30 protein-coding genes are annotated in these 25,513 nt (G+C 64.8%); 14 read left to right on the top strand and 16 right to left on the bottom strand.

What is annotated here, in order from left to right; genetic code table 11:
* The 6 genes from ARC39_RS22335 to ARC39_RS22310 form a co-directional block, all read right to left on the bottom strand.
* On the bottom strand, positions 1-384 hold the full coding sequence (locus tag ARC39_RS22335; protein WP_068118192.1) for a DUF6165 family protein: 384 nt from the start codon (positions 382-384) through the stop codon (positions 1-3).
* A 194-nt stretch (positions 385-578) separates the two neighbouring features.
* Positions 579-1,619, bottom strand: a complete 1,041-nt coding sequence (locus tag ARC39_RS22330) for an L-idonate 5-dehydrogenase (protein ID WP_068118189.1) — start codon at positions 1,617-1,619, stop codon at positions 579-581.
* 9 nt (positions 1,620-1,628) lie between these two features.
* A complete protein-coding gene (locus ARC39_RS22325) occupies positions 1,629-2,906 on the bottom strand; it encodes a TRAP transporter large permease (protein ID WP_068118186.1) in 1,278 nt (425 codons plus the stop codon).
* A gap of 4 nt (positions 2,907-2,910) precedes the next feature.
* Entirely contained in the window at positions 2,911-3,417 is a 507-nt protein-coding gene (locus ARC39_RS22320; protein WP_149866521.1) for a TRAP transporter small permease, read from the bottom strand.
* Between the two features lie 66 nt (positions 3,418-3,483).
* Positions 3,484-4,461 carry a TRAP transporter substrate-binding protein gene (locus ARC39_RS22315; RefSeq protein ID WP_068118184.1) on the bottom strand — a complete coding sequence of 326 codons (978 nt, stop codon included), beginning with the start codon at positions 4,459-4,461 and terminating at the stop codon, positions 3,484-3,486.
* The gene (locus ARC39_RS22310; protein WP_068118333.1) at positions 4,458-5,177 is read right to left on the bottom strand and encodes a GntR family transcriptional regulator; all 720 of its coding nucleotides are present in this window, start codon (positions 5,175-5,177) and stop codon (positions 4,458-4,460) included. Before ARC39_RS22310 ends, ARC39_RS22315 begins: the two co-directional genes overlap by 4 nt.
* A 141-nt stretch (positions 5,178-5,318) precedes the next feature.
* On the opposite strand from ARC39_RS22310, the gene uxuA reads away from it, so the two are divergent.
* The 4 genes from uxuA (at position 5,319) to ARC39_RS22290 (ending at position 9,757) form a co-directional block, all read left to right on the top strand.
* Positions 5,319-6,530 carry a mannonate dehydratase gene (gene uxuA / locus ARC39_RS22305; RefSeq protein ID WP_068118181.1) on the top strand — a complete coding sequence of 404 codons (1,212 nt, stop codon included), beginning with the start codon at positions 5,319-5,321 and terminating at the stop codon, positions 6,528-6,530.
* 57 nt (positions 6,531-6,587) lie between these two features.
* Positions 6,588-7,721: an alpha-hydroxy acid oxidase gene (locus ARC39_RS22300; protein ID WP_068118179.1), complete on the top strand. Its 1,134-nt coding sequence runs from the start codon at positions 6,588-6,590 to the stop codon at positions 7,719-7,721.
* Between the two features lie 139 nt (positions 7,722-7,860).
* Complete coding sequence (locus ARC39_RS22295) at positions 7,861-8,628, top strand: DeoR/GlpR family DNA-binding transcription regulator (protein WP_068118176.1); 768 nt, start codon at positions 7,861-7,863, stop codon at positions 8,626-8,628.
* The gene (locus ARC39_RS22290; protein WP_068118173.1) at positions 8,621-9,757 is read left to right on the top strand and encodes an MFS transporter; all 1,137 of its coding nucleotides are present in this window, start codon (positions 8,621-8,623) and stop codon (positions 9,755-9,757) included. Before ARC39_RS22295 ends, ARC39_RS22290 begins: the two co-directional genes overlap by 8 nt.
* 6 nt (positions 9,758-9,763) lie before the next feature.
* On the opposite strand, the gene ARC39_RS22285 is transcribed toward ARC39_RS22290, so the two are convergent.
* Positions 9,764-10,975 carry an aminopeptidase P family protein gene (locus ARC39_RS22285; RefSeq protein WP_068118171.1) on the bottom strand — a complete coding sequence of 404 codons (1,212 nt, stop codon included), beginning with the start codon at positions 10,973-10,975 and terminating at the stop codon, positions 9,764-9,766.
* 199 nt (positions 10,976-11,174) lie between these two features.
* Positions 11,175-12,152 carry a threonine-phosphate decarboxylase CobD gene (gene cobD, locus ARC39_RS22280; RefSeq protein ID WP_236545357.1) on the bottom strand — a complete coding sequence of 326 codons (978 nt, stop codon included), beginning with the start codon at positions 12,150-12,152 and terminating at the stop codon, positions 11,175-11,177.
* A gap of 191 nt (positions 12,153-12,343) precedes the next feature.
* Between cobD and ARC39_RS22275 the strand changes: the two genes are divergently transcribed.
* Both ARC39_RS22275 and ARC39_RS22270 read left to right on the top strand, forming a co-directional pair.
* Complete coding sequence (locus ARC39_RS22275; protein WP_068118168.1) at positions 12,344-12,709, top strand: response regulator; 366 nt, start codon at positions 12,344-12,346, stop codon at positions 12,707-12,709.
* A gap of 142 nt (positions 12,710-12,851) precedes the next feature.
* Positions 12,852-13,205 (top strand): hypothetical protein, encoded by a 354-nt coding sequence (locus tag ARC39_RS22270; protein ID WP_068118166.1) that lies wholly within the window; start codon positions 12,852-12,854, stop codon positions 13,203-13,205.
* Between the two features lie 12 nt (positions 13,206-13,217).
* Here ARC39_RS22270 and ARC39_RS22265 read toward each other — a convergent pair whose 3' ends face one another.
* Both ARC39_RS22265 and ARC39_RS22260 read right to left on the bottom strand, forming a co-directional pair.
* Positions 13,218-13,760, bottom strand: a complete 543-nt coding sequence (locus ARC39_RS22265) for a L,D-transpeptidase family protein (RefSeq protein WP_068118163.1) — start codon at positions 13,758-13,760, stop codon at positions 13,218-13,220.
* A complete protein-coding gene (locus ARC39_RS22260; RefSeq protein WP_068118160.1) occupies positions 13,760-14,929 on the bottom strand; it encodes a MalY/PatB family protein in 1,170 nt (389 codons plus the stop codon). Before ARC39_RS22260 ends, ARC39_RS22265 begins: the two co-directional genes overlap by 1 nt.
* A gap of 103 nt (positions 14,930-15,032) precedes the next feature.
* Between ARC39_RS22260 and def (ARC39_RS22255) the strand changes: the two genes are divergently transcribed.
* From def (ARC39_RS22255) to fmt, 4 genes are read left to right on the top strand one after another with little or no spacing between them, the layout of a single operon-like run.
* Entirely contained in the window at positions 15,033-15,554 is a 522-nt protein-coding gene (def, locus tag ARC39_RS22255; protein ID WP_068118329.1) for a peptide deformylase, read from the top strand.
* A 5-nt stretch (positions 15,555-15,559) separates the two neighbouring features.
* A complete protein-coding gene (def, locus tag ARC39_RS22250) occupies positions 15,560-16,054 on the top strand; it encodes a peptide deformylase (RefSeq protein WP_068118156.1) in 495 nt (164 codons plus the stop codon).
* Positions 16,051-16,548, top strand: coding sequence for a peptide deformylase (gene def, locus ARC39_RS22245; RefSeq protein WP_068118153.1), 498 nt, complete (start codon positions 16,051-16,053; stop codon positions 16,546-16,548). Before def (ARC39_RS22250) ends, def (ARC39_RS22245) begins: the two co-directional genes overlap by 4 nt.
* A gap of 3 nt (positions 16,549-16,551) precedes the next feature.
* The gene (gene fmt, locus ARC39_RS22240) at positions 16,552-17,451 is read left to right on the top strand and encodes a methionyl-tRNA formyltransferase (RefSeq protein ID WP_068118152.1); all 900 of its coding nucleotides are present in this window, start codon (positions 16,552-16,554) and stop codon (positions 17,449-17,451) included.
* Between the two features lie 224 nt (positions 17,452-17,675).
* Here the strand turns inward: fmt and rnhA are convergent, their stop codons facing one another.
* The 6 genes from rnhA to ARC39_RS22210 all read right to left on the bottom strand — a co-directional run bounded on the left by rnhA (position 17,676) and on the right by ARC39_RS22210 (position 21,489).
* Positions 17,676-18,128 carry a ribonuclease HI gene (gene rnhA, locus ARC39_RS22235; protein ID WP_068118149.1) on the bottom strand — a complete coding sequence of 151 codons (453 nt, stop codon included), beginning with the start codon at positions 18,126-18,128 and terminating at the stop codon, positions 17,676-17,678.
* A gap of 39 nt (positions 18,129-18,167) precedes the next feature.
* On the bottom strand, positions 18,168-18,761 hold the full coding sequence (locus ARC39_RS22230; RefSeq protein ID WP_068118147.1) for a class I SAM-dependent DNA methyltransferase: 594 nt from the start codon (positions 18,759-18,761) through the stop codon (positions 18,168-18,170).
* Complete coding sequence (locus ARC39_RS22225) at positions 18,761-19,213, bottom strand: DUF3429 domain-containing protein (RefSeq protein ID WP_068118144.1); 453 nt, start codon at positions 19,211-19,213, stop codon at positions 18,761-18,763. Before ARC39_RS22225 ends, ARC39_RS22230 begins: the two co-directional genes overlap by 1 nt.
* Entirely contained in the window at positions 19,210-19,824 is a 615-nt protein-coding gene (locus ARC39_RS22220) for a LysE family translocator (RefSeq protein ID WP_068118140.1), read from the bottom strand. Before ARC39_RS22220 ends, ARC39_RS22225 begins: the two co-directional genes overlap by 4 nt.
* Positions 19,821-20,774 (bottom strand): 4-hydroxy-3-methylbut-2-enyl diphosphate reductase, encoded by a 954-nt coding sequence (gene ispH / locus ARC39_RS22215; protein WP_068118139.1) that lies wholly within the window; start codon positions 20,772-20,774, stop codon positions 19,821-19,823. The genes ARC39_RS22220 and ispH overlap by 4 nt, the downstream gene beginning before the upstream one ends.
* A gap of 136 nt (positions 20,775-20,910) precedes the next feature.
* Positions 20,911-21,489 carry a LabA-like NYN domain-containing protein gene (locus ARC39_RS22210; RefSeq protein WP_068118137.1) on the bottom strand — a complete coding sequence of 193 codons (579 nt, stop codon included), beginning with the start codon at positions 21,487-21,489 and terminating at the stop codon, positions 20,911-20,913.
* Between the two features lie 92 nt (positions 21,490-21,581).
* On the opposite strand from ARC39_RS22210, the gene folK reads away from it, so the two are divergent.
* From folK to ARC39_RS22190, 4 genes are read left to right on the top strand one after another with little or no spacing between them, the layout of a single operon-like run.
* Complete coding sequence (gene folK, locus ARC39_RS22205) at positions 21,582-22,208, top strand: 2-amino-4-hydroxy-6-hydroxymethyldihydropteridine diphosphokinase (RefSeq protein ID WP_236545355.1); 627 nt, start codon at positions 21,582-21,584, stop codon at positions 22,206-22,208.
* 38 nt (positions 22,209-22,246) lie between these two features.
* A complete protein-coding gene (gene rpoZ, locus ARC39_RS22200) occupies positions 22,247-22,603 on the top strand; it encodes a DNA-directed RNA polymerase subunit omega (protein ID WP_068118132.1) in 357 nt (118 codons plus the stop codon).
* Between the two features lie 39 nt (positions 22,604-22,642).
* Positions 22,643-24,778 (top strand): RelA/SpoT family protein, encoded by a 2,136-nt coding sequence (locus ARC39_RS22195; protein ID WP_068118128.1) that lies wholly within the window; start codon positions 22,643-22,645, stop codon positions 24,776-24,778.
* Between the two features lie 17 nt (positions 24,779-24,795).
* Positions 24,796-25,503, top strand: a complete 708-nt coding sequence (locus ARC39_RS22190) for a DUF2062 domain-containing protein (RefSeq protein WP_068118125.1) — start codon at positions 24,796-24,798, stop codon at positions 25,501-25,503.
* Positions 25,504-25,513: the final 10 nt, after the last annotated feature.

Genomic DNA, 25,513 nt, shown 5'->3' with positions numbered 1-25,513 from the left:
CTAGGTTGGGACGTGGGACTTCACTTCGCGGATCACCGATCCCGCGGCCTGGCTGAGGCGGGTCTTGATCCTGAAACGCCGGTCGTTCTGGCGGTAGATGGATTGGGCGAGCGCGATGAATTCCGGGCCGAACTCCCCGGCCGCGTCGCAGGCACGAATCCGGTCCTCGGCCACCCAGAGCGCCATGTTCGCGTCGAACAGGTCCTGCTTGAGCGCGGCGTACCCCTCGGGCCGGGGCAGGGCGTCGAGGATCGCGCGCAGCTCCGCCAGTTCGGCCTCCGCGAGCGCGCGTTTGGCCGTATCCTCGATCTGCCTGCACTTGATTTCGAGAATGGTGATCTTGTCGATCAGCTCGCCGAAGGAGACGGGAATATCAACGCGCATTAGCGCCTCCCCGTCCTTCCGGAGCATGCCGGCACGGGCGATACGCGTGCGGGACGCGCGGCGCGGTGCCGGCGCACCACCGAGCGCCGCGCAGGGGCGCGGTACGAAACATCGGTTTCCTCAACGACATCAGGCAACACTTGTGCCAAACCCGCCCGCTTGTGGCAAGAACGCGTGGCTGGTGCGCGCGTCGCCTAGGCGAAGCTGAGTTGCACCTTGACCGCTGCGCTGCGGTCGCCGGCGATTTCGAACGCGTCCCGGGCGTCGGTCAGATCGAAGGTCTGGGTGATGATCGGGCGCACGTTCACCGCGCCCGTGTTGATCAGTTCCACCGCCTGTCCGAATTCCGGATGGAAGCGATGCGTGCCCTTCAGCACGATCTCCTTGCTGACGATGTAGTTGAGCGGCACCGTGACATCGCCTGCCACGCCCACCTGCACCAGCGTCGCCTGAGGCCGGAGCGTGTCGATGGCCGAGCGGATTGCCGGCTCGGCCGCCGTGCATTCGAAGCAGACGTCGAAGTGGCCTTTCTCGGCGCCATAGGCGGCGAGGCTATCGCTGTCGCGGGCGACATTGATGGTGCGCGTGGCGCCCATCTGCCCGGCGACGGTAAGCGGGGCGTCCTGAAGGTCGGTGGCCACGATCTCGGTGGCGCCGCCTTCGGCCGCGAGCGCCACGCACAGCGCCCCGATGGGCCCCGATCCGGTCACCAGGACCTTCTTGCCGGAGAGGTCGCCCGCGAGGGAGCGCGCGTGAACGCAGACCGACAGCGGTTCGGAGCAGGCCGCTTCGCCAATCGACACGGTGTCGGCGACCTTGAAACATTGCTCTGCCTTCACCGCCACGCGGTCCCGGAACAAGCCGTTTTCATGCGGCATCCGCATGGCGGAGCCGAGAAAGCGCATGTTCAGGCAATGGTTGAAGAGGCCTTCGGCGCAATACTTGCACGCGCCGCAGGGGTGGCTGGGATTGATCGCCACGCGGTCGCCCGTGCCAAGCCCGGGGACACCCGGCCCGACCTCGATGATGGTGCCGGCCGCTTCGTGGCCGAGGATGATCGGCTCGCGTACCCGGATCGGGCCGAACCCGCCGTCCTGGTAATAGTGGAGATCGGAGCCGCAGATCCCCCCCGCCCCGATCGCGACGAGGACGTATCCGGCCTCGGGCGCGTCCACGGGTTGCGTTTCGACATGTATGTCGCGTTCTCCGTACAGGCGGCAGACACGTGTATCCATGGCGGGCTCCTAGGGCATGAGCAGGGACGGCAACCACGTGGCGAGCGGCGACCAGAAGGACACGGCCAAAAGCACGAGGATGTTCGTCAGGAGGAAGGGGGCAATCGCGCGCACGACCGGCGTGAGCTGAAGTTTCGCGATACCGGCGCAGACGAAGAGGCAAACGCCGACGGGCGGCGTGGTGAGGCCGATCATCAGGTTCAGCACCGCGAAGGTGGCGAAGTGCAGCGGTTCGATGCCAACGGCCTGCGCCAGCGACAGGAGCGGCACGAAGAGGATGATCAGCGCGGCAATCGTCTCCATGAACATGCCGACGAAAAGCAGCAGGACGTTGATGATGAGGATCACGAGGATGCGGTTGTCGGTAAAGGACAACACGGCATCCGCAATGGCCTGCGGAATGCGCTCGGAGACGAGAATCCAGCCGAACACGTTGGCGAAGCCCACCAGCGAGAGGATCGCGGCCGAAGAGATTGCGCTGTCCACGAGGACCTTTGGCAATTCCCGAATGGGCAATTCGCGGTAGACGAAGCAGCCGACGATGAAGGCGTAGAGCGACGCGACGACGGCGGTTTCGGTGGGCGTCGCGAGCCCGCTGAGAAGACCGTAGATAATGAGTGCGGTCATGGCGAGCGCCCAGAAAGCGGCGGCGAAGGCGCGGGCGACCTCGCCGAAGCCCTGCCAGGACTGGCGCGGGAAATTCTTGCGCACCGAGATGAGGTAGCAGGTCACCATCATCGCCAGGCCCATCAGGATGCCGGGCACGGCGCCGGCCATGAACATCTTGCCCACGGAGATGCCGGAAAGCGCGCCGACGATGATCATCGGCACGGAGGGCGGGATGATCGGCCCGACCGTGGAGGAGGCGGCGGTGACGGCGGCGGAGAAATCGGCCGGGTAGCCGGCCTTCTTCATGCCGGGGATCATCACCCCGCCGATGGAGGCGGCATCGGCCACGGCGGTGCCGGTGATGCCGCCGAAGAGCATGGAGGCGGCGATATTGGTCAGGCCCAGCCCGCCGCGGATCCAGCCGACAAGCGCGTTGGCGAAGCGGATGATGCGGTTGGTGATGCCGCCGCGGTTCATTAGGTTGCCGGCGAGGATGAAGCCGGGGATCGAAAGCAGGACGAAGACATCCATCCCGGCGTAGATCTTCTGCGGCATCACGACGAGCGGGATGTCGGACAGCAGCAGGTAGACGAGCGAGGAGAGCGCGAGCGTCACGGCGACCGGCACGCCGATGATCAGGCCACCGACGAAGACCGCGAAAAGGACATAGACTTCCATGGATTCAGCTTTCTTCGCGGGCCTTCAGCGGCAGCCCGTCACTGCGGCCGGACAGCATGTTGATGACGCGCAGGGTGGCAAAGACGAAGAGCATCGCAAGCAGGAGGGTGACGGTGAAATGCACCACATCCATGCGCAGGCCGAGGGCCGGAGAAGTTTGCATCTTGCCGATGGACGTGAATTTCCAGGCGTGCGGTATCAGGACGAGTGCCAGGATACCGGTCAGGAACGCCGAGATCAGTCGCAGGAGCCACGGTAATGGCGCTGGCAGATTTTCGCAGATCACGTCGACGTTGACCAGATCGCCGCTGCGGAACGAGAGGCCGACACCGAATGCGGCGAGGTAGAGAAGCGCGAAGCGCGTCAATTCCTCGGTCCAGACCGGGGAGGACCCGACGGTGCGGCCGACCACCTGGATCAGGACGACGGCGATGAGGGTGGCGAACGACAGGCCGACACCGACCTTGCAGATTGCGGAAAGAAGGTTCGTCAGCCGTGCCAGCGCTTGCATGGATGTCCCCTGCCTGGGGCCGGCGCCACAACGGGCGGCGCCGGCCGGGTTCGTGAGTGGATGGGGTTACTCGTCAAACAATCCTTCGACGATCGGCTTGATCTCGTCGTTGACGTTGGCGAGCACGGCGTCCTTGGCCTTGGCGGCATAGGCGGCGCCGTCGACCTCGACGAAGGTCATGCCCTTCTCTTCGAGATAGGCGCGGTCGTCATCCAGGCTCTTCTGGAACAATTCGCGCTCGTAGGCCTGAGCGGTCGCAGCGGCTTCCATGACGGCAGCCTGATCTTCCTCGGAGAGCTTGGCCCAGGTCTGCTCGGCAATGGTCAGGTAGATCCAGGAGCGCACGTGCTCGGTCATGTTCACATGGCTCTGCACTTCGTTGAAGTTCGCGGAGCGGATAAGCGCGAGCGGGTTTTCCTGGGCGCCGATGGTGCCGTTCTGCAGCGAGGTGAAGACCTCGGAGAAGGCCATGGGGGTCGGCTGTGCACCGAGCGAGGACCAGACGTCGACGAAGAGCGGCACGTTGGGCACGCGCATCTTCAGGCCGTTCAGGTCGTCCGGCGAAACGAAGGGCTCATTCGAGGTCAGGTTGCGCGGACCGCGGGCGAAAAACGCGATCGGGCGGATCTGGGCCTTCTCGATGATCTGCGCCTCGATCTGGTCGCCGATCTCGCCGGAGGCGACCCCGTCCATGTGATCGAGCGACTTGTAGGCGTAGGGAACGGCCAGAAGCGCGGCCATGGGCGCCCAGTTCTGCAGGCTCTCGCCGGTGATCGTCATGTCGACGGTGCCGAGCTGCATGCCGTTGATCAGGTCGATTTCCTTGCCGAGGGATTCGTTGGGGAAGACCTCGACCTCGATCCGGCCGTCGGTCAGGGCGGCCAGCTCTTCCCCGAACTTCACCGATGCCAGGTGCCAGGGGTTTTCCTCGTTGGCCAGGTGGCCAAGCTTCAGCGTCATGTCGGCGGCAAATGCCGTGCCCGACACTACGGTAGAAGCCAGGCCGGCGACCAGCAGGCTTCCGAAAGCGGTCTTGAGAGTCATGGGGTCCTCCTCTGGATGTGACTCGTTTCGCCTTTGGGTTGATCCGTCATGGGCGTCGTGAACGCCTCCGGATTTGCTTTCATGATTTCGGGCAGATCGCTGAGCACCTCCCTCAGATGGCGCCGTATCGCGTGGTCCGCCGCCGATACGTCGCCCGCTTCGATCGCGTCGATGATGGTCACGTGCTGGTCGATCAGCCGCTGCAGCGGGAACATCTCGAAGCTCAGGTACCGCACGCGGTCCATCTGCGATTTCAGGCTCAGGACGATCTTCCAGACCGAGCTTTTGCCGGCGCCCGTTGCCAGCGCCTCGTGGAACGCTTCGTCGGAGACGATGAAATCGCCCGGGGAGTGCGTTGCAATTGCCCGTTGTTCGGAGACGATGGACCGCAATTTCGCGATGAGGTGCTGGTCGGGGTCCTTCGCCAGCAGCCGCACGATATCGGCTTCTATCGCCTCCCTGACAAAACGGATGTCCAGCACCGCGGCACAGTCGATCTTGCAGACGATGGTGCTCCGCTGCGGGCGGATTTCTATCAGGTTTTCTTCGGCGAGCTTGATGAATGCCTCGCGCACTGGCTGCCGGCTGATGGAATACTCGCGCGCGATTTCGGATTCCGAGATACGGGTGCCCGGCTGCAGGTCGTTCCGCACCACGCGATCTCGCAACAGGGCATGCAACTGCGGGCCGATCGCTGCCGTCTGATCCAGTTGCATTGTGTCCCATCCCTCGGAGCGAATCCGGTCGCGCTCCATTTTCACCATACTTCCATACTAGTCAAGGATTCCCCTCGGTGGTAAAGATGTGGCATACGGAGTCGCGGCCGGGCCGCCGGCTTTGCGTCCAAGGAGGATAGGATGAGACAGACGTGGCGTTGGTTCGGTCCGAAGGATCTCGTGTCGATCGACGATGTGCGGCAGGCCGGCGCCGAGGGGATCGTCTCTGCACTCCACCACGTGCCAACCGGGGACGTCTGGACTGCCGACGAGATCGAGACCCGGAAGGCCCAGATCGCGACATTGTCCGGTGGCGCCGCGTCGACATTGACCTGGGATGTGGTCGAAAGCCTTCCGGTGTCGGAGGACATCAAGAAGCAATCGGGCGACTGGCGGACGCATATCGACAACTACCGGACCAGCCTGCGCAATCTGGCAGCGGCCGGGATCGAGGTGATCTGCTACAACTTCATGCCGGTGCTCGACTGGACGCGGACCGACCTTGCCTATCGCCTGCCGACCGGCGCGACCTGCATGCGGTTCGATCTGGCCGATTTCGCGGCTTTCGACCTGTTCACCCTTCAACGCAAGGGGGCAGAGGACGATTTTCCCGAAGAGGTGCGGGCGCTCGCCGCCGAGCGAAATGCGGCGATGGACGATGCGCAACGGGATGCGCTGGCGCGGAACGTCGTCTTCGGCCTGCCGGGCGCGGCGGAATCCTTCACGCTGGACGATGTGCGCGCCCACCTGGCCGAATACAGCAGCATCGGTGCGGACCGTCTGCGCGCCCACATGGCCGCATTTCTGGAAGAGGTTGCGCCGCTGGCGCAGGAACTGGGCCTTCGGCTTTGCTGCCACCCGGACGATCCGCCGTTTCCACTGCTCGGACTGCCGCGAATCATGTCGACCGAGGCGGATTACTCGTGGCTGGTAAAGGCTGTGGATTTGCCCTCGAACGGGATCACGCTCTGCTCCGGCTCGCTCGGCGCGCGGCCGGACAACGATCTGTCGGGAATGATGGAGCGCCTGGGCGACCGGGTACATTTCCTGCATTTGCGCAATGTCACCCGGGAGTCAGAGGGCACGCCCTGTTCGTTCCACGAAGCGGAGCATCTGGGCGGCGGCACCGACATGGTTGCGCTTGTCAGGGCGGCGCTGGCCGAGGAAGCCCGGCGGCGCGCGGCAGGGCGGGCGGATTGGTCCATTCCCTTCCGGCCCGATCACGGCCAGGACATCCTCGACGATCAGAAGCGACAGGCGCAGCCCGGATATCCGGCCATCGGGCGCCTGAAGGGGCTTGCGGAACTGCGCGGCATCGTTGCCGCCCTGTCGCATGCAACCGAGGCGGCCTAGCGCCAAGCGGCCCCGCGTGTGCCGCAAGGAATTGCGGGGCTGACGGAGGATTACCCGATGTCCATGGAAAACCGTTACCCGTCGATCCCGTATCTTGCGGAGCGGGCGCGGCGGCGCGCGCCGTTTTTCGCCTGGGAGTATCTTGCGAGCGGAACGGGGCACGAGGCGCTGCTGAAGCGCAATCGCGACGCGATGAATGCCGTGGAGATGGTGCCGCGAATCCTGAAAGGCCGGTTCTCGCTGGACCTTTCGACAGAGCTGTTCGGCCGGCGCTACTCCGTTCCCTTCGGCGCCGGGCCGGTTGGGCTCTCGGGGTTGATGTGGCCCCGAACCGAGATCTTCCTTGCGGAAACCGCGGCGCGGAAGAACATGCCCTACGCGCTCAGTACCACCGCCAATGAATCCCCCGAGGTCATCGGGCCACTGGCGGCGGGCAATGGCTGGTTTCAACTCTACACGCCGGTGGACCCGGAGATCCGCGCCGATCTGCTCAAGCGTGCGGCCGATAGCGGATTCACGGTCCTCGTGGTCACGGTCGACGTGCCTGTTGGCAGCCGCCGGGAGCGGCAACTGGTTGCCGGGGTCTCCGTGCCGCCGAAATTCACGCCAGCGACGCTGTTTCGGGCCGCGATACGCCCGACGTGGTCGCTGGCCACGCTGCGGCACGGCATTCCCAAGTTCCGCACGCTGGAAACCTACTTTCCGACCAAGTCCTTTGCCGGCGCGGCGCGGCTTGTCGGGCAGGTTGTCGACGGGCGGCCGGACTGGGAGATGCTGCGGCAACTGCGGGACATGTGGAAAGGTCCGATGGTCCTCAAGGGCGTGCTGTCGACGGAGGATGCGCATCTTGCGGTTGAGGCCGGGGTCGATGGGATCGTGGTATCGAACCACGGCGGGCGTCAGTTCGATGCCGCTCCGCCCACGATCGAGGTTCTGCCCGAGATCGTCGCAGCCGTGGGCGGCAAGCTGCGAATCCTGTTCGACAGTGGGATCGAGAGCGGCCTCGACATCATGCGGGCGCTGCATCTCGGCGCCGATTTTTGCCTGCTCGGGCGCGGTTTCCTCTATGGAACCGCCGCGCTTGGCGCCCGTGGGGGCGATCATGTGTACGACATTCTGCGGGCGGACCTTGAGACCAACATGATCCAATACGGCGCTGCGTCGATCGCGGACCTTCGCAGGTCAGACTGAACGATCCGCCGGGCTCCACCTCCGATCCAGCGTCTGGGTGGAGCGCTCCGCGAGGGCGTGTTCCGACTCCTGCGAAAGAACATGTTGCAATTCGGTGCAAAACGCTGCATTTGTCGGCAAAATATTGCAGGAATCGGCAGTGGCACCCGAAACGCTCCTAAATTCGCCCGAAGCCCGGCAGGCGATCCTGCGGGTGCGCGCAACGTCCGGCGCGCCTCTCGTGCTTGGCACCCTGGCCGAGGAATTCGGCGTGTCGGTGGATACGATCCGGCGCGATCTGCTGGCGCTGGAAGCCGCCGGTATGGTTCAGCGCGTGCGCGGCGGCGCGCTGCCGGTCATGCCGGTTTCCGACCCCATGTCAACGCGGATACGCACCCCCAGCCCGGCCGCGGAGCGCATTGCCGCCGCGGCGCTTGGACTGATCGAAGATGGCATGGTGCTGATGCTCGATGGCGGAACGACGGTGGCGAAGCTGGCCGCGACCCTGCCACCGCTGCCGCGGTCGCTCGTCGTGACACCGGCGCCCGTGGTGGCCACGGCGACGCTTGCGGCAGGGATCGAGACGCTTCTGATCGGCGGGCGCCTGTCGGCGTTTGGCGGCATCGCTGTCGGGCAGGGCACATGCGAGGCGATTTCGAATGTCTCGGTCGATGTGTGCTTTCTGGGCGCCTGCGGCCTGGATGCGGCGTTCGGATTGTCTGCCGACGATCTGGACGAGGCGGCGGTGCGGCGCGCGATGCATGGCGCGAGCCGCAAGACCGCCGTGCTGACGGGCGAGCCGAAGCTTGGCCGCCGCGCGCGGCATCGGGTTCTGCCCTGCGACGCGCTTGATGTACTTGTCACCGACGCGGGCGGCGCCAAGACGGCCCCGCTTGCCGAAACCGGTCTGGAGATCCGACATGCCTGACATTCGAACCCCGTGGCGGGCCGTCGCGGCGACATTTGCGCTTAACGGCGTCTTGCTCGGGTCCTGGGCGTCGCGCATCCCGGCCGTGATGGAGACACACGGGCTCTCCGAGGGGCGCTTCGGGCTGTTGTTGTTGGTCATGGGCGTCGGCGCGCTGATATCCTTCCCGTTGGCGGGGCGTCTTGCCGACCGGATGGGGGCCGTGACGGTGACGCATCGCCTCAGCTGGGTCTACCTGCTGTCGCTGGTTTTGCTCGCGCTGGCGCCCGGGCCGATCTGGCTTGCCGGCGCGATGCTGTTTTTCGGCATGTGCCACGGGTCGATGGACGTCACGATGAACAGCTGGGCCACCGAGGTGGAAAAGCACATGGGGCGCTCGGTGATGTCCTCGTTTCACGCCATGTGGAGCCTCGGGACAGGGACCGGGGCCGCCGCGGGAGCGCTCGCGACCGGGCTGGGGCTGTCGGTCACGACGCATTTCGCGCTGGCCGCGATCGTCTTCGGCGCTTTTTTCCTGTGGTTCGCCTATATCCCCTGGACCTCCGTCACGCAGCCGCACGATCCGGACGCGCCCGCGTTTGCCTTGCCGCGGGGGGTTTTGGTCCTGGTCGGTCTCATGGCTTTGGCATCGGGTGCGGGCGAGGGAGCGGTGGCCGACTGGAGTGCTGTCTACCTGCTCAAGGATATCGGCGCGACGGAGGCACGCGCGGCGCTCGGGTTCACCGTGTTTTCCGTGGTGATGGTCGCGATGCGGCTGACGGTGGATCGGCTGGTGACGTGGCTTGGCCCGGTGACGGTGGCGCGGGCCAGCGGGCTTGCCGCCGTCGCCGGCCTGCTGCTTGTCATCCTGGCGCCCGGGCTCGGCGTCGCATTGGCGGGATTCGGACTGATGGGCGTGGGATATGCGGCCGTCTACCCGCTCGCCTTCAGCCGGGCCGCCCGCGATCCGGATGTGCCGCCGGGGCAGGCGATCGCCAGCGTGGCCACGCTGGGGTACAGCGCGATCCTGCTGGCGCCGCCGATCATCGGGTTCATCGCCGAAACAGCCTCCCTGCGCGCCGCGTTCACGCTTCTCGCCGGGTTGTCGCTGTTGATCACGCTGCTGGCGGGCGTGTTGCGCTCCGAGTAACGCGGTTCATCCGACGACGTTGAACCCCGGGCCGAATGGATAGCCGGTGATGTCCTCGTTGCCGTCCTCGGTGATGACCAGGATGTCGTGCTCCCGGTAGCCGCCGGCGCCCGGCATGCCCTGGGGCAGGGTGAGCATCGGCTCCATCGAGATCACCATGCCGGGCTCCAGAACCGTGTCGATGTCCTCGCGCAGCTCCAGCCCGGCCTCCCGCCCGTAATAATGGGACAGCACGCCGAAGGAGTGGCCGTAGCCGAAGGTGCGGTACTGCAACAGGTCGCGTTCGGCGAAGAAGGCGTTGATGGCGGATGTGACCTCCGCGCAGGACGCCCCCGGTTTCAGCAGCGAAATCCCCAGTTCGTGTGCCGCGACATTGGCCTCCCAGATTGCCAGAGAGGCCGCATCGACCTCGCCGAGGAACATGGTCCGCTCAAGCGCCGTGTAGTAGCCGGAAATCATCGGGAAGGTATTCAGCGAGAGAATGTCGCCGCGTTGAAGCCTGCGGCCGGTGACCGGGTTGTGGGCGCCATCGGTATTGAGACCGGACTGGAACCAGACCCAGGTATCGCGATACTCGGCCTCGGGGAAGCGTTCGGCGATTTCCAGCTCCATCGCGTCGCGTCCTGCCATGGCGACGTCGATCTCGCGGACACCTTCGCGCAGCATCTCGCGGATGGCATAGCCGCCGGCATCCGCCACGGCCGCCCCGGCGCGGATGAGCGCGATCTCGGCGGCGCTTTTGCGCATCCGCTGCGCCATGCAGATGCCGGACATATCCACGGCCGATCGGGGTGTGAGGAAGGCTTGCAGCTTGCCCATCTGCTGAAGTGTGAGGTGATCCTCCTCCAGACCGACGACCGCACCGGTTCCGGCGATGTCCCGGACGGCCCGCCAGAAGTTGTCCCGTGTCCAGTCGGTGTAGGTGACGTTGTCGCCCACCGAACGGCGCCAGGGCTGGCCGGCGTCGATGCCGGCGGAGACGGTCACGCAGTCGCCGGGCGTGACAACGAGGCCGTAGGGGCGACCGAAGCTGCAATAGAGGAAGCCGGAGTAATAGGCGATGTTGTGCATCGAGGTGAAGACGCAGGCGTCAACGCCGTGCTCCGCCATGCGCTGCCGCAGGCCCGCAAGCCGCTGCGCGTATTCGGCGTCCGTGAATGGCAGGGCCGCCTTCTCGCCATTGTGAATCCGATAGGATTGGGGACGATCTGTCGTCATGTGTCGACCTCCGTTCGGGGCCGCACGTGCATTGGACCCCTCGCAAGAAAGGTCCCGGCGTTCAGGACGGAATGGGCGCGGATTGGGGCGACGCCATCGCCCCGGCCGCGCATAGTCTGGCAGAGGCGAGGGGGCGGCGCCAGACCCGTTCTGTGCGATCCGTGCGGTAAGCGCAGTGGCAGCGCCTCAGGGCAGCGCCCTATCCGAGCGCGGATTCCAACCGGTTCCAGTCGGCCTCGCACCCTGGCAGGCCCAGGCGAAGCCAGCTGTCCGAATAGGGAAAGCGCCGGGTCCAGATATGGGCGGCAGCGAGCCGTTCCTGCATCGCGACCGCGTCGCCCACGTCGTAAAGCCGAAAGAGCGATGTCCCGCCCACGTATGCTGCGCCGGCGGTTTGCATGACGTGGTCAAGACGGGCGGCGTCTGTTGCGAGCCGTGCGCGTGTTGCGCTGGCCCAGCCCACGTCGCGCAAGGCGGCGGTTCCGATGGCGAGTGCCGGGCCGGAAACGGCCCAGGGGCCGATCCTATCCCGCAAGCGGCCGACCTGATCCGGCGCACCGATCACGAATCCGAGCCGCAGGCCGGCAAGGCCCCAGAACTTGCCGAAACTCTTCAGGATCAGCGTATTTGGTCGGCTTTCGACGGCTGAAACCAGGCTCCGTTCGGGAGCCACATCGCAGAAGCTTTCGTCCAGCACCAGCCACCCGGTGCGCGGAAGCGACTCCGCGCTCCACCACCGACCGTCGGGATTGTTGGGATGAACGAGAACCGTTGCATCAGCCGAAGTCTCGGCGTCCGTCGCGATCTCCCACCCCGCCGCATGGAACGCGGCCGCATGTTCGTTGTAGGTCGGCAGGGGGATGTAGACGCGACCGGGCGCACCGAGCGTGGGGAGCCGTGCAATTGCCGAGGATGCGCCGGGACAGGGGAGAACGTCCAGCTCGCGCGGCACCGTCCAGAACGCCCGTGCCGCCGCCACCAGAGCCGCATGCGCCGCAGCGTCCGGCAGCGCTGTCCATGCGCCGTTTGGCAGCGCGGGCAGCGGGTAAGGGCACGGATTGATCCCCGTCGACAGATCGAGCCACGCATCTCTGTGCCCGCCCCAGCGTTGTGCGGCTGCATCGATGCCGCCGCCGTGGTCCCGAGGACTGTCGGAGATGTCGTTCAACGCGGTCAATCGAGAATCGATCCTTGGGAAACTGGCCCGTGCGGCGTTGGTACCGGAATCGTGGTGGCATCGTACAGGCGAAAATCGGCTTGATTATTAAGGTGTTAATAAATTCGACTGCTCTGTTAACCTTTGATTAGCAATTTGAGCGCAGTTAGGCTCAACGTAGCAGTGCCGGGATTTAGCGGCACGGAGGGCTCATGCTCGTATTGATTGTAGAAAGCAACAGAGAGCTTGGTTGGCTGTGGAAAAGACATCTGGAGCGTCAGGGGCATAGGGTTACCCTGGTCAGAGGACAGGACGCCGCCATCGAAGTATTACGGCAAAACATCGTGGATGTGATTGTTCTGGATGTGGTTTTGGACGAAGGCAGCGCATTTGCGGTGTCGGATTTCGCCTCCTACCGCTTCCCGGATGTGAAGGTGATCTTCGTAACCAACACGACCTTTTTCTCCGACGGTTCGATCTTCCAGCTCGCGCCGAATGCCTGCGCCTACGTGCAGACGCAGACGTCTCCGGAGGATCTGACGGTGATGGTCGAACACTACGGTGGTGGCGGACGTTGAGCTTCGAAAGTTAACGCCCCGCGTGCCTAGGCTCGAAGAAAAACGGCGCGTTTTCGGTCGTATTGGCTGGAAACGCAGCGAAATTCTTGACAGCGCCACACCGGAGCCGCTCCAATGGGGCGCGTGTGTGGAGGTAGTAACGATGACCGATTTTTTGCCACGAGCCGTGCTGGATGAACTGGAGCTGGCGCGCAAACGGAGCCAGCGCAACCGGAGCCGCATGACCGTGTGCGCGGATGGGCGCGAATATGTGACCCTTCGCCATTGGGATGGCGGGTTTTCTCTCAAGGTGGAAACGAGCCCCAGGCTGCGCGGCCTTGTCGATCTCTATTCCGATGGACAGCATTTCTGCCAGGCGCTGATCGTGACGTCGTCCGAAAGTGGCGGCGAGCGGGTATTCGAGGTGAAGCGCGCGACCCCGGCGGTGCGGCGCGCACCAGCCGCGGATTTCGTCCGGGAACGGCCGGAGCCCGCCGGCTTGCTGACAAAGCGGTAGGCGCGCGCCCCGTCAGGGCAGGATTTCCACCACCGTTCCCATGGGCGTGTAGCGAAAGAGCTCCGCGATGTCCGGATCGCTGATGGCGATGCAGCCGGCGGTCCAATCCCCGCGCAGATCGGGACGGCCGGAGCGTTGGTTGGGCTGGCCATGAATGAAGATATCGCCGCCGGGCGACAGGCCGGCCGCGCGCGCGCGGGCGCGGTGCCGTGGCTGCGGATAGTCGATGCCGAGCGACAGGTGATAGGCGCTGTCGGCATTTCGCCGGTCTACGCGGAATATGCCCTCTGGCGTGCGCCCGTCGCCTTCCTGGAACTTGTCGCCTTCCGGGGCGAAGCCAAGCGAGATCGGGCGGTAGACCTTGCGGATCTTGCCGTCGCTATAGGCGCGCATCACCCGGCGGCGCTTGTCGATCTCGATCCGGTCTATGCTGCCGGTGAGTTGCCGGGGCGGGGTCATGTCCCAGGGTTCGAACCGATCCCACAACGACTGGCCGAGGCTGACCGGCGGGCCGAGTGCCATCGCAAGCAATATGGCGTGCCCGAGCCCCGGCATCACTGCAGGTCGGCAAAGGCGGCGGCCAGGCGCTCGGTCGCCTCGTGAACGCGGGACAGTTGCGTGCCGAAATTGAACCGCAGGTAGCTCTCGCCGCCCTTGCCGAAGGTGGGCCCGTGGTTCGCGGCGATGCGCGCCTGCTTCTCCACCCGCGCGGTGAATTCGTCCCGCGCCATTCCGGTGCCGGCGAAGTCGACCCAGGCCAGGAAGGTCGATTGCATCGGCATGGAGCGCAGCCCCGGGATCCGGTTTACCGCGTCGTCGAAGAGCAGTCGGTTGCCGTCCAGATAGGCCACGAGCGCGTCCACCCATTCCGCGCCCTCGGGCGAATAGGCCGCCTCGGTCATGACAAGCCCGAAGGAGTTCGGCGATTTCCCGAGCCCCGCCATGCGGCGCGCAAAGCGTTCGCGAAGCGTTGGGTCCTCGATGATGACCTGCCCGGTGTGGGAGCCGGCGATGTTGAAGGTCTTGGACGGCGCTGTCAGCGTCACCAGCCGGTCGGCGATCCCCGGCAGCGTCGCCATCGGGATATGCGCGGCGCCGGGATAGACGAGGTCGTGGTGGATCTCGTCGGAGATGATCAGAAGATCATGCCGCCGGGCGAAATCCGCAACGCCCTCCAGTTCCGCCCGTGTCCAGACCCGCCCGCCCGGGTTATGCGGCGAGCAGAGGACAAGCGCCTTTTCCTCGCCGGTCATGCGGGCATCCCAGGCGTCGAAATCCATGTGATACACGCCATCGTCGATGGCCATTTCGCACTCGACCACGCGCCGCTCCGCCGCCTGAATGACGCGCGCGAAGGCGTGGTAGACCGGCGTGAAGAGCACGATTCCGTCGCCGGGCGCGGTGAACGCGTCCAGGTTGACCGCGACGGCGTTCACCAGGCCGGATGTGGTGAAGATCCAGGATGGGTCGACCTCCCAGCCGTGACGCTCCTTCATCCACCAGCAGATAGACGCCCGGTAGCTCCGGTCGTCGCCGTAGTAGCCGTAGACACCGTGGTCGATCATGCGCTGAAGGGCCTCGGCCACACAGGCGGGCGGGCGGAAATCCATGTCGGCCACCCACATGGCGATACCGTCGTCGGCCGAAACACCATAGCGCTTTTCCATCATGTCCCACTTCAGCGAGTGGCTGCCGGAGCGGTCGATGATCTCGTCGAATGACATGGACGTTCCTTCCTGCGATTCAGTCACGCCAAGCTACTGCGGCGGCGGCCGGGGGCAAGGGGCGGATGTTGCACAAATCCGACCCTTGGCCTAAATGCCGAGCATGACCCTGCGTACGATCCTGATCCATCCCGACCCGCGCCTCAAGAAGGTGTGCGATCCGGTGGCTGATATCACCGACGAGCTTCGGGTATTGGCCGATGACATGCTTGAGACCATGTACAAGGCCCCCGGGATCGGGCTGGCCGCGCCGCAGGTGGGCGTGACGTCCCGGCTGATCGTTCTCGATTGCGTCAAGGAGGACGGGGAAGAGCCGCACCCGCATATCATGTTCAATCCCGAGGTGCTCCAGGCGTCGGACGAAAGGAACGTCTACGAGGAGGGGTGCCTGTCGATCCCGGACCAATATGCGGAGGTCGAGCGCCCCTCGGAGGTGACGGTGCGCTGGCTGGACCGCGACGGGCACGAGCGCCAGCAGACTTTCGACGGGCTCTGGGCAACATGCGTGCAGCACGAGATAGACCATTTGAACGGAGTGCTCTTCATCGACTACCTCAAGCCGCTGAAACGCCAGATGATCACCCGCAAGATGCAGAAACTGAAGCGCGAACGCGCGAGGGCCTGAGCGGGATGGGAGTGCTGTCCATTCTCTCCTGGCCGCATCCGGTGCTGACCCATGTCTGCGACCGGGTGCGCGAGATCGACGATGGTGTGCGGCACCTGGCGGGGCAGATGCTGGAAACACTCTATGCCGCCGAGGGGCGCGGGCTTGCGGCGCCGCAAGTGGGCCGGGCGCTCCGGATGTTCGTGATGGACACGACCTGGAAGGAACGCGCGCCCGAACCGGTTGTGTGCATCAATCCCGAAATCACCTGGACGTCTCCCGAACTGGCCTGCGCCGACGAGGGATGCCTCTCGCTTCCGGGAATCGTCGCGCGCGTGGAGCGCCCGGCACAGGTTCACATGCGCTGGACCGGCATCGATGGCGCGGAGCGCGAAGCCGACCTTGGCGGGATAGAGGCGATCTGTGCCCAGCACGAGCTCGATCACCTCGACGGGATCGTCACCCTCGACCGCGTGGATCGCGATACACGCCGGGCGCTTATCGAGGCGTACCGTTCATGAGTGTGCGCCCCTTCGTCCCCTGGCCGGACAGGCGGCTGCGGGAACCGGCCAGCCCGGTGGGCGAGATCACCGACGAGATCCGCGCGATCTGGGACGACATGATCGACACGATGGAAGCGATGCCCGGCCTCGGCCTCGCGGCGCCGCAGATCGGCGTGATGCTGCGCCTGGCCGTGGTGGATTGCTCGGAGGAGCGGGGCAGGGCGGTACGTCTCGCCGATCCGGAGATCCTCTCCGCCAGCGCGACATTGCGGGCCCACGACGAGGCGAGCCCAAATCTGCCCGGCGTCCATGCCCGGCTGGAGCGCCCCGAGCGGGTGGAGGTGGCATTTACCGATCACGCGGGCATCCGAGTGCGGCAGACCTTCGAGGGACTTTGGGCCATCTCCGTCCAGCACCAGATCGACCACCTCCACGGCCGGATGTACTTCGACAGGCTGAGCCGGACGAAACGCGACATGGTATTGCGCCGGGCGCGCAAGGCGAAGGGGTAGCGAATGCGGCTTGTCTTCATGGGAACGCCGGATTTTTCCGTGCCTGCGCTCGACGCGCTGGTGGCGGCCGGCCACGAGGTCGCCGCGGTCTACACGCAGCCCCCCCGGCCCGCGGGACGTGGCAAGAAACCCCGGCCAAGCCCGGTACAGGCCCGCGGCGAGGCGCTCGGGCTCGACGTGCGCCACCCGGTGTCGCTTCGTCCGCAGGAAGAGAAGGATGCCTTTGCCGCGCTCGGCGCCGATATCGCGGTGGTCGTCGCCTACGGATTGATCCTGCCGCGCGCGATCCTGGAAGCGCCGGCGCGTGGGTGCCTGAATATCCACGCCTCCCTGCTGCCGCGGTGGCGTGGCGCGGCGCCGATCCACCGCGCGGTGATGGCAGGCGACACGGAGACCGGCATATGCATCATGCAGATGGAAGCGGGGCTCGACACCGGCCCCGTCCTGCTGCGCGAGGCGACGCCCATTGGCCCGGAGGACACCACGGCGGACCTGCACGACAGGCTGGCGGACATGGGGGGGCGGCTGATCGTGGACGCGCTGCAGCGCTTCGACGACCTGGTGCCGCAGCCGCAGCCCGACGATGGCGTGACCTACGCGGAAAAGATCGACAAGTCGGAAGCACGGATCGACTGGACCCGTCCGGCGCAGAAACTCGACCGGCAAATCCGCGGCCTCTCGCCCTTTCCCGGAGCCTGGTGCGAGGTGGCTGGCGAGCGGATCAAGCTCCTGCGTTCCCGCCTCGCCGACGGCACCGGATCCCCAGGCGCGGTCGTGGGAGACTTCCGCATCGCCTGCGGCCAAGGGGCGGTGGAAATCCTGGAGGCCCAACGCCAGGGCAAGCGCCCCATGTCGGCGGACGAAATCCTGCGCGGGCTCACCCTTCCGGACGTGCTGACCTGATCCCGGCACGGTGGCAAGGATTCAATGCCTCCGGCGGGGATATTTCGCGACAGAAGAAACCCGCTGTTAACCACTGCTGAAGCAGCATCGGACCACGGTACAGGCGGGGACGCCGATGACCGTGACAGGAGAAGCCGCCCGGCCCGGTTCACGTGGCCGGGCGCACCGTACCGGTTTCTTCTGTCCGAAAGTATCCCCGCCGGAGGCATCGCCCGAAGGGCGATTCAGGCCTTGAACGGTGCCATTCCTGCCCGTGCCAGGGCGTCCGCGCGTTCGTTCTCCGGGTGGCCGGCGTGGCCCTTCACCCATTCCCAGGTGACCCGGTGGCGGGATTGGGCGGCGTCCAGGCGTTTCCAGAGTTCCTCGTTTTTCACGGGTTTCTTTGCCGCGGTCTTCCAGCCGTTCTTCTTCCAGCCATGGATCCAACTCGTCACGCCGTTTTTTACATAGGCCGAATCTGTGACGATGGTGATCGATGTCGGCCGCGAGAGGCTTTCCAGTGCGGAGATCGCGGCCAGCAATTCCATGCGATTGTTCGTGGTTGCAGGCTCGCCGCCCTGAAGTTCACGTTCCTTGACGATTGTCTCGCCGTCCCTGGCTTGCAGCAGCGCGCCCCAGCCGCCCGGGCCGGGATTTCCGGAGCAGGCTCCGTCGGTAAAGGCGAAAAGATCTGGCATGATCGGCGGATACGTCAGCTGGCGGCCGGGAGCAAGGGATCACGGGCGCGTGGCGTGAAGCACAATGAACGCGTGTGAAGATCCGTCGAAGCCGGTGCCAGTTCCGAGTTCGCGGTCGAGGATCTCGAATCCGGCTTCTGTCGTCAGGCGCAGGAGCTCCGGCTCCGCGTAGTAGGTGTAGAGGCGGTCCTTCCCATCCCTGCCGCTCCCTTCGCCGAGTTTCATCGCCAGCAGGAAGCGCCCGCCGGGTTTCAGCGCGCGACCGAGCGTTGCGAGATGGTGCGGCAGCGCGTTGCGCGGCGCGTGCAGAAGGCTGAAATGCGCCCAGATGCCGTCGTAGATCGCCTCGCCCGACACGTCGTCGAACGTCCCGACCCGGACCTCGATGCCATAGGTTTTTCGCGCGACCGTAGCCATGCCGGCCGAGGCGTCCAGCGCGTCGACGGTCAGTCCGCAATCGATCATGCGCGCGGCCCAGTTTCCCGGGCCGCAGCCGAGGTCCAGCACGGTTCCACCGGGCGGCATGGATGTGATGAATGCTTCGAGCCTCGGGTAGGGTTTGTCGCTGGAAACGAGGTCGGCGTACCCTTCCGCCTCGGTGTCGTAGAGGGATATCGTACGGGCGTCGGGCATCAGGTGAAGGCCACGACGGCCAGGCAGCCGACAACGACAACCGTAAGCGGGATGCGCAGGGCCATCCACCACGACGGGGTCAGGCCGTTTGACCAGAAGAGCCAGTCGATACCCAGCACGCCGACGAAGCCGACGATGAGGTAGAGCGCGGTGCTGACCGGACCGGTGCCGGTGAAGAGGAACGCCCAGAGAGCCGGGACCACCGACAACGCGTAGCCGAGGCTGGCGGCATGTGTATCGGCGCGCGCGGCGAAGCCCCAGAGCACGCCGGACATGAACGCCAGGATGATCGTGCCGTAGTAGAGCAGGATGTAGGGGGCGACGAAGCGTGGGCCTGCCAGGGCGAGCGTGAGATCGTGCATCGCTGGCGAAAAGCGAGTGACGACACCCCACAGAAACGGAATCAACCCGGCCAGCCCGAGCAGTAGCGCGGTTCTGGGGATCGCCTTCATGCGCGTTCCAATGCAAGTCGTGCGCCGAGGGCGGCGAAGATGGCCGCGAAGGACCGGTTCAGCCAGCGCATTGCGCGGTCGCTGGAGAGAATCGCCTTTCGCGCCGCCGCGGCGAATGCGCCGTAGAGCACGAACACGGCGAAGGTCATTGCCATGAAGACCGCCCCGAGCAGCACCATTTCACGCGTCGCGGCGGCTGGATCGCCACTCAGGAACGGCGGCAGAAGCGCCAGGAAGAAGATCGAGAGCTTGGGGTTGAGGATATTGATCAACGCACCGCGGCGGGCGATCGGCCAGGGTTGCGGCGCCCCCTTGGACGGTGAGATCGCAAGCGCGCCTCCGGACTTCAACGCCTGCCAGGCAAGCCAGAGCAGATAGGCGACACCGGCGAACTTGACGATCTGGAACAGGAGCGCCGAGGTGTGAAGCACCGCCGCAAGCCCGAGCACCGCAGCCGCGAGATGCGGGACGATCCCGAATGTGCAGCCGAGCGCCGCCCAGATCGCCGCGCGCCGTCCTTGTCCGAGCCCCGTCGCGAGGGTGTAAACGACGCCGGTGCCCGGGGCGACCACGACGACAAGAGCGGTCAAGAGGAACTGAAGGGACATCACGCAACGGTCTCCCGCAGCACTTTTGGCACCTTGAATTCCACGCGCTCCACGGCCGTTTCCACCTGCTCCAGCGTGACGTCGTAGCGTGCCTTCACGGCATCAATGACCTCGCGCACGAGGACTTCGGGGGCGGACGCTCCGGCCGTGATCCCGAGAGACTCGATCCCTTCCAATGCGCGCCAGTCGATGTCGGTGGCGCGCTGCACGAGCTGGGCATAGGCGCATCCGGCGCGCGCACCGACCTCCACAAGGCGCCGGGAATTGGAAGAATTCGGCGCGCCAATCACGAGAATCGCATCGACGTTCGGCGCCATGGCCTTCACCGCTTCCTGCCGATTGGTCGTGGCGTAGCAAATGTCTTCCTTGTGCGGGCCGACGATCTTCGGGAACCGGGCCTGCAGCGCGGACACGACGTCGGCTGTGTCGTCGACGGACAGCGTGGTCTGGGTGACATAGGCCAGCTTGTCCGGGTCGCGGACGTCCAGCCCGGCCACGTCGTCGGCACGTTCAACCAGCAGCACGTCACCGGCCGGCAGCTGGCCCATGGTGCCGATCGTTTCCGGGTGGCCGGCGTGGCCGATCATGACGATCTGCAAGCCCTGCTCGGCATGGCGTTCGGCTTCAATGTGAACCTTGCTGACAAGCGGGCAGGTGGCGTCGACATAGATCATGTTCCGGCGTTCCGCTTCCGCTGGTACCGATTTCGGAACGCCGTGCGCGGAAAAAACCACCGGCCGGTCCAGCGGGCAATCATCCAGCTCCTCGACAAACACGGCACCTTTTTCCCGCAGGCCGTCGACAACGAACCGGTTGTGAACGATCTCGTGGCGGACGAAGACAGGGGCTCCCCATTTCTCCAACGCCATCTCGACGATCTTGATCGCACGATCCACCCCGGCACAGAAGCCACGGGGTGCCGCGAGATAGAGTTTCAGAGCTGGTTGCGTCATGGTCTCGGCCTCCGAGTGAAAGACCTATGTCGCCCGGGGCCTCGCGTCCAGCCCCGCTTGGCTGAGGGTGCCAGGGGCGAACGCAAAACGGCCCGCCGAAGGGGCGGGCCGGTTCCTGATACAACGGGTGTTGCGATCAGCTGCGCGCGAGTTCTTCCGAATCCGCCTGTTCCGAATGGCGAGGCTCCCGCGGGGGCCGCCCGATCACATCCTTCAGGTCGTCGAGTTCGATGAAGTTGTCCGCCTGGCGCCGCAGCTCGTCGGCGATCATCGGCGGCTGGCTGCGAATGGTCGACACCACCGACACGCGGACGCCGGAGCGTTGCAGGCTTTCCACGAGCGGACGGAAGTCGCCATCGCCGGAAAACAGCACAACATGGTCGACATGCGGAGCCAGTTCCATGGCATCGACCGTAAGCTCGATATCCATGTTGCCTTTGACTTTGCGGCGGCCCTGACTGTCGATGTATTCCTTCGCCGGTTTCGTCACCATCGTGAAGCCGTTGTAATGCAGCCAGTCGACAAGGGGACGGATGGGTGAATAGTCGTCGTTTTCCAGCAAAGCCGTGTAGTAGAAGGCCCGAAGCAGCTTACCCCGCCGCATGAATTCCTGGCGCAACAACTTGTAGTCGATGTCGAAACCCAGGGATTTTGCGGCAGCGTAGAGATTGGAGCCGTCGATGAAGAGCGCAAGTCGCTCGTCTCTGTAGAACATTAAATATCCTTCCGATATATCTGCCCGGCTCTAAGAGTGAGTGGTTGAGTGGATCGAACCAGACAGCACTGTGAAAATAGGGAAATCTCGGCTTGCCGCAAGATATATCACGTTACAAAAGCGACACAAAGGCGACGATTTCGGTCGGTTCCAATGTCGCGTTGGGAATGACGGGGCCGGCCGAACTCGCTTTGGCGGGAATCGCGGCGCTGGATGGCGACGAGACACGGGTTGTTGCCGCCAGCCGCCTGTTTGCCACACCTTGCGTGCCGGCAGGGGCGGGGCCCGACTACATCAACGCGGTTGTATCCGTTTCGACGACACTCGGTGCCGGAGAGCTGCTTTCCTTCCTCCACCAGATCGAAGGCCGATTCGAGCGTCGCCGGGAAAAACGGTGGGGCGCACGAACGCTTGATCTCGACCTGCTCGATTTTGGCGGCGTGGTGCTACCGGATCCGGACGTATGGCAGTCCTGGCACGATCTGCCGTTCGATCGCCAGACACAGGCCGCGCCGGACCGCCTTATCCTACCGCATCCCCGCATCCAGGACAGGGCCTTCGTGCTGATTCCGCTCTGCGATATCGCGCCGGAGTGGCGGCACCCTGTGCTTGACATGAGCGCGCAGCAGATGTGCCGGGACTTGACCGAGGCAGATCGTTCGGGGATCGTGCCACTCGAATCTGCCGAATCCCTTGCGCTTTTTGCCAAGGGGCGCTAACTAACGCGCTCCCACCCCTGGCAGGACTGGAGTTGCCGATGGCCCGCGTGACGGTCGAAGATTGCGTTGACAAGGTTCCCAACCGTTTCGAATTGGTGATGCTCGCCGCCCATCGTGCGCGCGAAGTGTCCTCCGGTGCTCAGATCACGGTTGACCGCGACAACGACAAGAACCCGGTTGTCGCCCTTCGCGAGATCGCCGAGGAGACGCAGCAGGCCGACGACCTGCGCGAGCGGATGATCGAGGCGAACCAGACCCAGATCGAGGTGGACGAGCCGGAAGAAGATTCCATGGCGCTGCTGATGGGGGCCGAGACGCCCGACAAGCCGGCGGACGATGGCATGGACGAAGAAAAGCTTCTGCGCGCGCTGATGGAAGCGCAGGAGTCCCGCTAGGGCCGGGGCCAGCGCCAGAAGGGTTGGGACCAGCGCGTCATGATTGATGTCGAAGACCTCGTCGCTCTGGTCACAGCCTACAATCCGCACAGCAACACGGACAAACTCCGAGAGGCATATGCCTTCGGGGCGGATATGCATGCGGGACAGATGCGCCACTCCGGCGAGCCCTATTTTACCCACCCCGTCGCGGTGGCGGCGCTGCTGACCGAGCAGCGGCTGGACGATGCGACGATCATCACCGCGCTTCTGCACGACACGATCGAGGATACCCGCGCAAGCTATTCCGATGTGGAGCGTCGGTTCGGCACCGAAGTGGCCGAGTTGGTGGACGGCGTCACCAAGCTGACGAACCTGCAGCTCTCCTCGTCGGAGACCAAGCAGGCGGAGAACTTCCGCAAGCTTTTCATGGCGATGTCGAAGGATCTTCGCGTGATCCTCGTGAAGCTTGCGGACCGTCTGCACAACATGCGGACGATCAAGTACCAGCAGACCGACAAGCAGGTGAAGAAGTCCCGCGAGACCATGGACATCTACGCCCCGCTCGCAGGGCGCATGGGCATGCAGTGGATGCGCGAGGAGTTGGAGGACCTGTCGTTCCGGGTCCTCAACCCGGAGGGCCGCTCCTCGATCATCCGGCGCTTCATCACGCTGCAGCGTGAGACCGGCGACGTGATCCACAAGATCACCCATGATATCCGCCTGGAACTGGACCGTGTCGGGATTGACGCCGAAGTCTTCGGACGCGCGAAAAAACCCTACTCGATCTGGCGCAAGATGCAGGAAAAGGGGCAGGGGTTCTCCCGGCTCTCCGACATCTACGGCTTCCGCGTGATCACGGAGGACGAGTTGGATTGCTACCTTGTCCTCGGCGCCATTCACCAGAGGTGGAAAGCGGTGCCTGGTCGGTTCAAGGACTACATCAGCCAGCCCAAGTCGAACGGCTACCGCTCGATTCACACCACGGTTTCGGGACGCGACGGCAAGCAGGTGGAAATCCAGATCCGCACCCGGCAGATGCACGAGGTCGCCGAATCGGGCGTGGCGGCGCATTGGTCCTACCGGGATGGCGTGCGGGCCGAAAACCCGTTCGCGGTGGACCCGGCGAAATGGATCACGACCTTGTCGGAGCGGTTCGACGACAGCTCCAACACGGATTTCCTCGAGCACATGAAGCTCGAGATGTACTCGGACCAGGTGTTCTGTTTCACGCCGAAGGGCGACGTCATCAAGCTGCCCAAGGGGGCGACGCCGCTCGACTATGCCTACGGCATTCACACCCGCATCGGCGACAGTTGCGTCGGCGCCAAGATAGACGGTGTCCGGGTCCCGCTCTGGACCCGTTTGAAGAACGGCCAGTCGGTGGAGATCATCACCGCAGAAGGACAACGGCCGCAGGCGACCTGGCTCGACATTGTTGTGACCGGGCGGGCGAAATCGGCGATCCGCCGCAGCCTGCGCGAGGAAAACCGCGAACGCTACATCAAGCTTGGCGCCGAACTGGCACGGGTTGCCTTCGACCACGTTGGCAAAAAGGCCACCGACAAGGCACTCAGGACGGCCGCAAAGCAAATGGGCCTGGAGGACGGCGAGGAGTTGCTGGCGCGTCTGGGCAGCGCGGAACTGTCGGCACGGGACGTGGTGAGCACGCTCTATCCGGAACTCGCGGCTCGCGAGGGGGAGGAGGTTGAGCAGGAACGCGCCGTGCTCGGCCTTGCCTCCGACCAGACCCCCACGCGTGGCACATGCTGCCAGCCGGTGCCTGGCGAACGCATCGTCGGTATCACCTACCGAGGCCAAGGGGTGGTGGTCCACGCGATCGACTGCCCGACGCTCGTCGAGTTGGAAAACCAGCCGGACCGTTGGGTGGACCTGCACTGGCATACCGGGCTTCACGCGGCCATCTACACCGTTACGCTCGAGATGACCATCAGCAACGACGCCGGGGTGCTGGGGCGGATTTGTACATTGATCGGCGAGCAGAAGGCCAATATCTCTGACCTGCACTTCATGGACAGGAAGCCAGACTTTTATCGCCTCGAAATCGACGTGGATCTGCGCGACGTTGAACACCTTCATATGGTGATGACGGCACTGGAGGCTGACAACGACGTGGCCGAGGTGGCACGAGTGCGTAATGCGGAGCGCTCCGAGGAGATGCGCGCCGCACAGTAGCTGGGAGTTCTTGAGGCGTGGTCTTCAAGAGACGGGACAAGCGGAGCTGGCTGCAGATCGCGGCCGAAAGCGTCTGGCCGCGTGGCGGCTGGGGACGCGCCGCGATCTATGTTCAACATCGTATCAGGCGCCTGCCGGACAAGCCGCACCGAATTGCGCGAGGCATCTTTTCCGGCGTGTTCGTCTCCTTCACGCCGTTCTACGGGTTGCACTTCATCACGGCATTCGTGACCGCGCGGATCATCGGCGGCAATATCCTGGCCGCGGTTCTCGCGACCTTCTTCGGAAACCCGCTGACCTTTCCCTTCATCGCGGCGATTTCGTTGAAGACCGGATACTGGATCCTCGGGCTGGAGCCGGACGCACATTTCCGCCACCAGATGCAACGGAGCATCGAGGACGGGGAGTTCCACGAGCATATGAACTCCAACCTGATGACGAAGTTCTCCGGTGCCTTCGCCGATCTGTGGTCAAATTTCCGTGCGATCTTCACGGACGACGTGGCCAATTGGCACCGCCTGGAGCTGTTCTACCACGAAGTCTTCCTGCCGTTTCTCGTCGGAGGGATCGTTCCGGGGCTCATCGCCGGCCTCGTCGCCTATCATATCACCCTGCCGATCATCACCGCCTACCAGAACCGGCGGCAGATGCAGTTCAAGAAACGGATCGAGGAACTTCGGGCCGCGTCCTCGTCGCTGTCGAAGGCCAAGAAAGCCGGGCATTGATGAGGTCCAC

Source organism: Tropicimonas marinistellae, from assembly GCF_001509585.1.
Taxonomy (GTDB): domain Bacteria; phylum Pseudomonadota; class Alphaproteobacteria; order Rhodobacterales; family Rhodobacteraceae; genus Tropicimonas; species Tropicimonas marinistellae.
This window is presented reverse-complemented; position numbering and strand designations above follow the sequence as displayed.

Excerpts from the sequence above, each read along its gene's own strand:
- ARC39_RS22325 (WP_068118186.1), bottom strand. The coding sequence starts at position 2,906 with ATGGAAGTCTATGTCCTTTTCGCGGTCTTCGTCGGTGGCCTGATCATC.
- fmt (WP_068118152.1), top strand. The coding sequence starts at position 16,552 with ATGCGGCTTGTCTTCATGGGAACGCCGGATTTTTCCGTGCCTGCGCTC.
- rpoZ (WP_068118132.1), top strand. The coding sequence starts at position 22,247 with ATGGCCCGCGTGACGGTCGAAGATTGCGTTGACAAGGTTCCCAACCGT.
- ARC39_RS22290 (WP_068118173.1), top strand. The coding sequence starts at position 8,621 with ATGCCTGACATTCGAACCCCGTGGCGGGCCGTCGCGGCGACATTTGCG.
- ARC39_RS22275 (WP_068118168.1), top strand. The coding sequence starts at position 12,344 with ATGCTCGTATTGATTGTAGAAAGCAACAGAGAGCTTGGTTGGCTGTGG.
- ARC39_RS22320 (WP_149866521.1), bottom strand. The coding sequence starts at position 3,417 with ATGCAAGCGCTGGCACGGCTGACGAACCTTCTTTCCGCAATCTGCAAG.
- ARC39_RS22265 (WP_068118163.1), bottom strand. The coding sequence starts at position 13,760 with ATGCCGGGGCTCGGGCACGCCATATTGCTTGCGATGGCACTCGGCCCG.
- ARC39_RS22285 (WP_068118171.1), bottom strand. The coding sequence starts at position 10,975 with ATGACGACAGATCGTCCCCAATCCTATCGGATTCACAATGGCGAGAAG.
- ARC39_RS22310 (WP_068118333.1), bottom strand. The coding sequence starts at position 5,177 with ATGCAACTGGATCAGACGGCAGCGATCGGCCCGCAGTTGCATGCCCTG.
- ARC39_RS22315 (WP_068118184.1), bottom strand. The coding sequence starts at position 4,461 with ATGACTCTCAAGACCGCTTTCGGAAGCCTGCTGGTCGCCGGCCTGGCT.
- rnhA (WP_068118149.1), bottom strand. The coding sequence starts at position 18,128 with ATGCCAGATCTTTTCGCCTTTACCGACGGAGCCTGCTCCGGAAATCCC.
- def (WP_068118153.1), top strand. The coding sequence starts at position 16,051 with ATGAGTGTGCGCCCCTTCGTCCCCTGGCCGGACAGGCGGCTGCGGGAA.
- ARC39_RS22210 (WP_068118137.1), bottom strand. The coding sequence starts at position 21,489 with ATGTTCTACAGAGACGAGCGACTTGCGCTCTTCATCGACGGCTCCAAT.
- ARC39_RS22225 (WP_068118144.1), bottom strand. The coding sequence starts at position 19,213 with ATGAAGGCGATCCCCAGAACCGCGCTACTGCTCGGGCTGGCCGGGTTG.
- ARC39_RS22230 (WP_068118147.1), bottom strand. The coding sequence starts at position 18,761 with ATGCCCGACGCCCGTACGATATCCCTCTACGACACCGAGGCGGAAGGG.
- ARC39_RS22335 (WP_068118192.1), bottom strand. The coding sequence starts at position 384 with ATGCGCGTTGATATTCCCGTCTCCTTCGGCGAGCTGATCGACAAGATC.
- def (WP_068118156.1), top strand. The coding sequence starts at position 15,560 with ATGGGAGTGCTGTCCATTCTCTCCTGGCCGCATCCGGTGCTGACCCAT.
- ARC39_RS22260 (WP_068118160.1), bottom strand. The coding sequence starts at position 14,929 with ATGTCATTCGACGAGATCATCGACCGCTCCGGCAGCCACTCGCTGAAG.
- ARC39_RS22300 (WP_068118179.1), top strand. The coding sequence starts at position 6,588 with ATGTCCATGGAAAACCGTTACCCGTCGATCCCGTATCTTGCGGAGCGG.
- ARC39_RS22330 (WP_068118189.1), bottom strand. The coding sequence starts at position 1,619 with ATGGATACACGTGTCTGCCGCCTGTACGGAGAACGCGACATACATGTC.
- uxuA (WP_068118181.1), top strand. The coding sequence starts at position 5,319 with ATGAGACAGACGTGGCGTTGGTTCGGTCCGAAGGATCTCGTGTCGATC.
- def (WP_068118329.1), top strand. The coding sequence starts at position 15,033 with ATGACCCTGCGTACGATCCTGATCCATCCCGACCCGCGCCTCAAGAAG.
- ispH (WP_068118139.1), bottom strand. The coding sequence starts at position 20,774 with ATGACGCAACCAGCTCTGAAACTCTATCTCGCGGCACCCCGTGGCTTC.
- ARC39_RS22195 (WP_068118128.1), top strand. The coding sequence starts at position 22,643 with ATGATTGATGTCGAAGACCTCGTCGCTCTGGTCACAGCCTACAATCCG.
- ARC39_RS22270 (WP_068118166.1), top strand. The coding sequence starts at position 12,852 with ATGACCGATTTTTTGCCACGAGCCGTGCTGGATGAACTGGAGCTGGCG.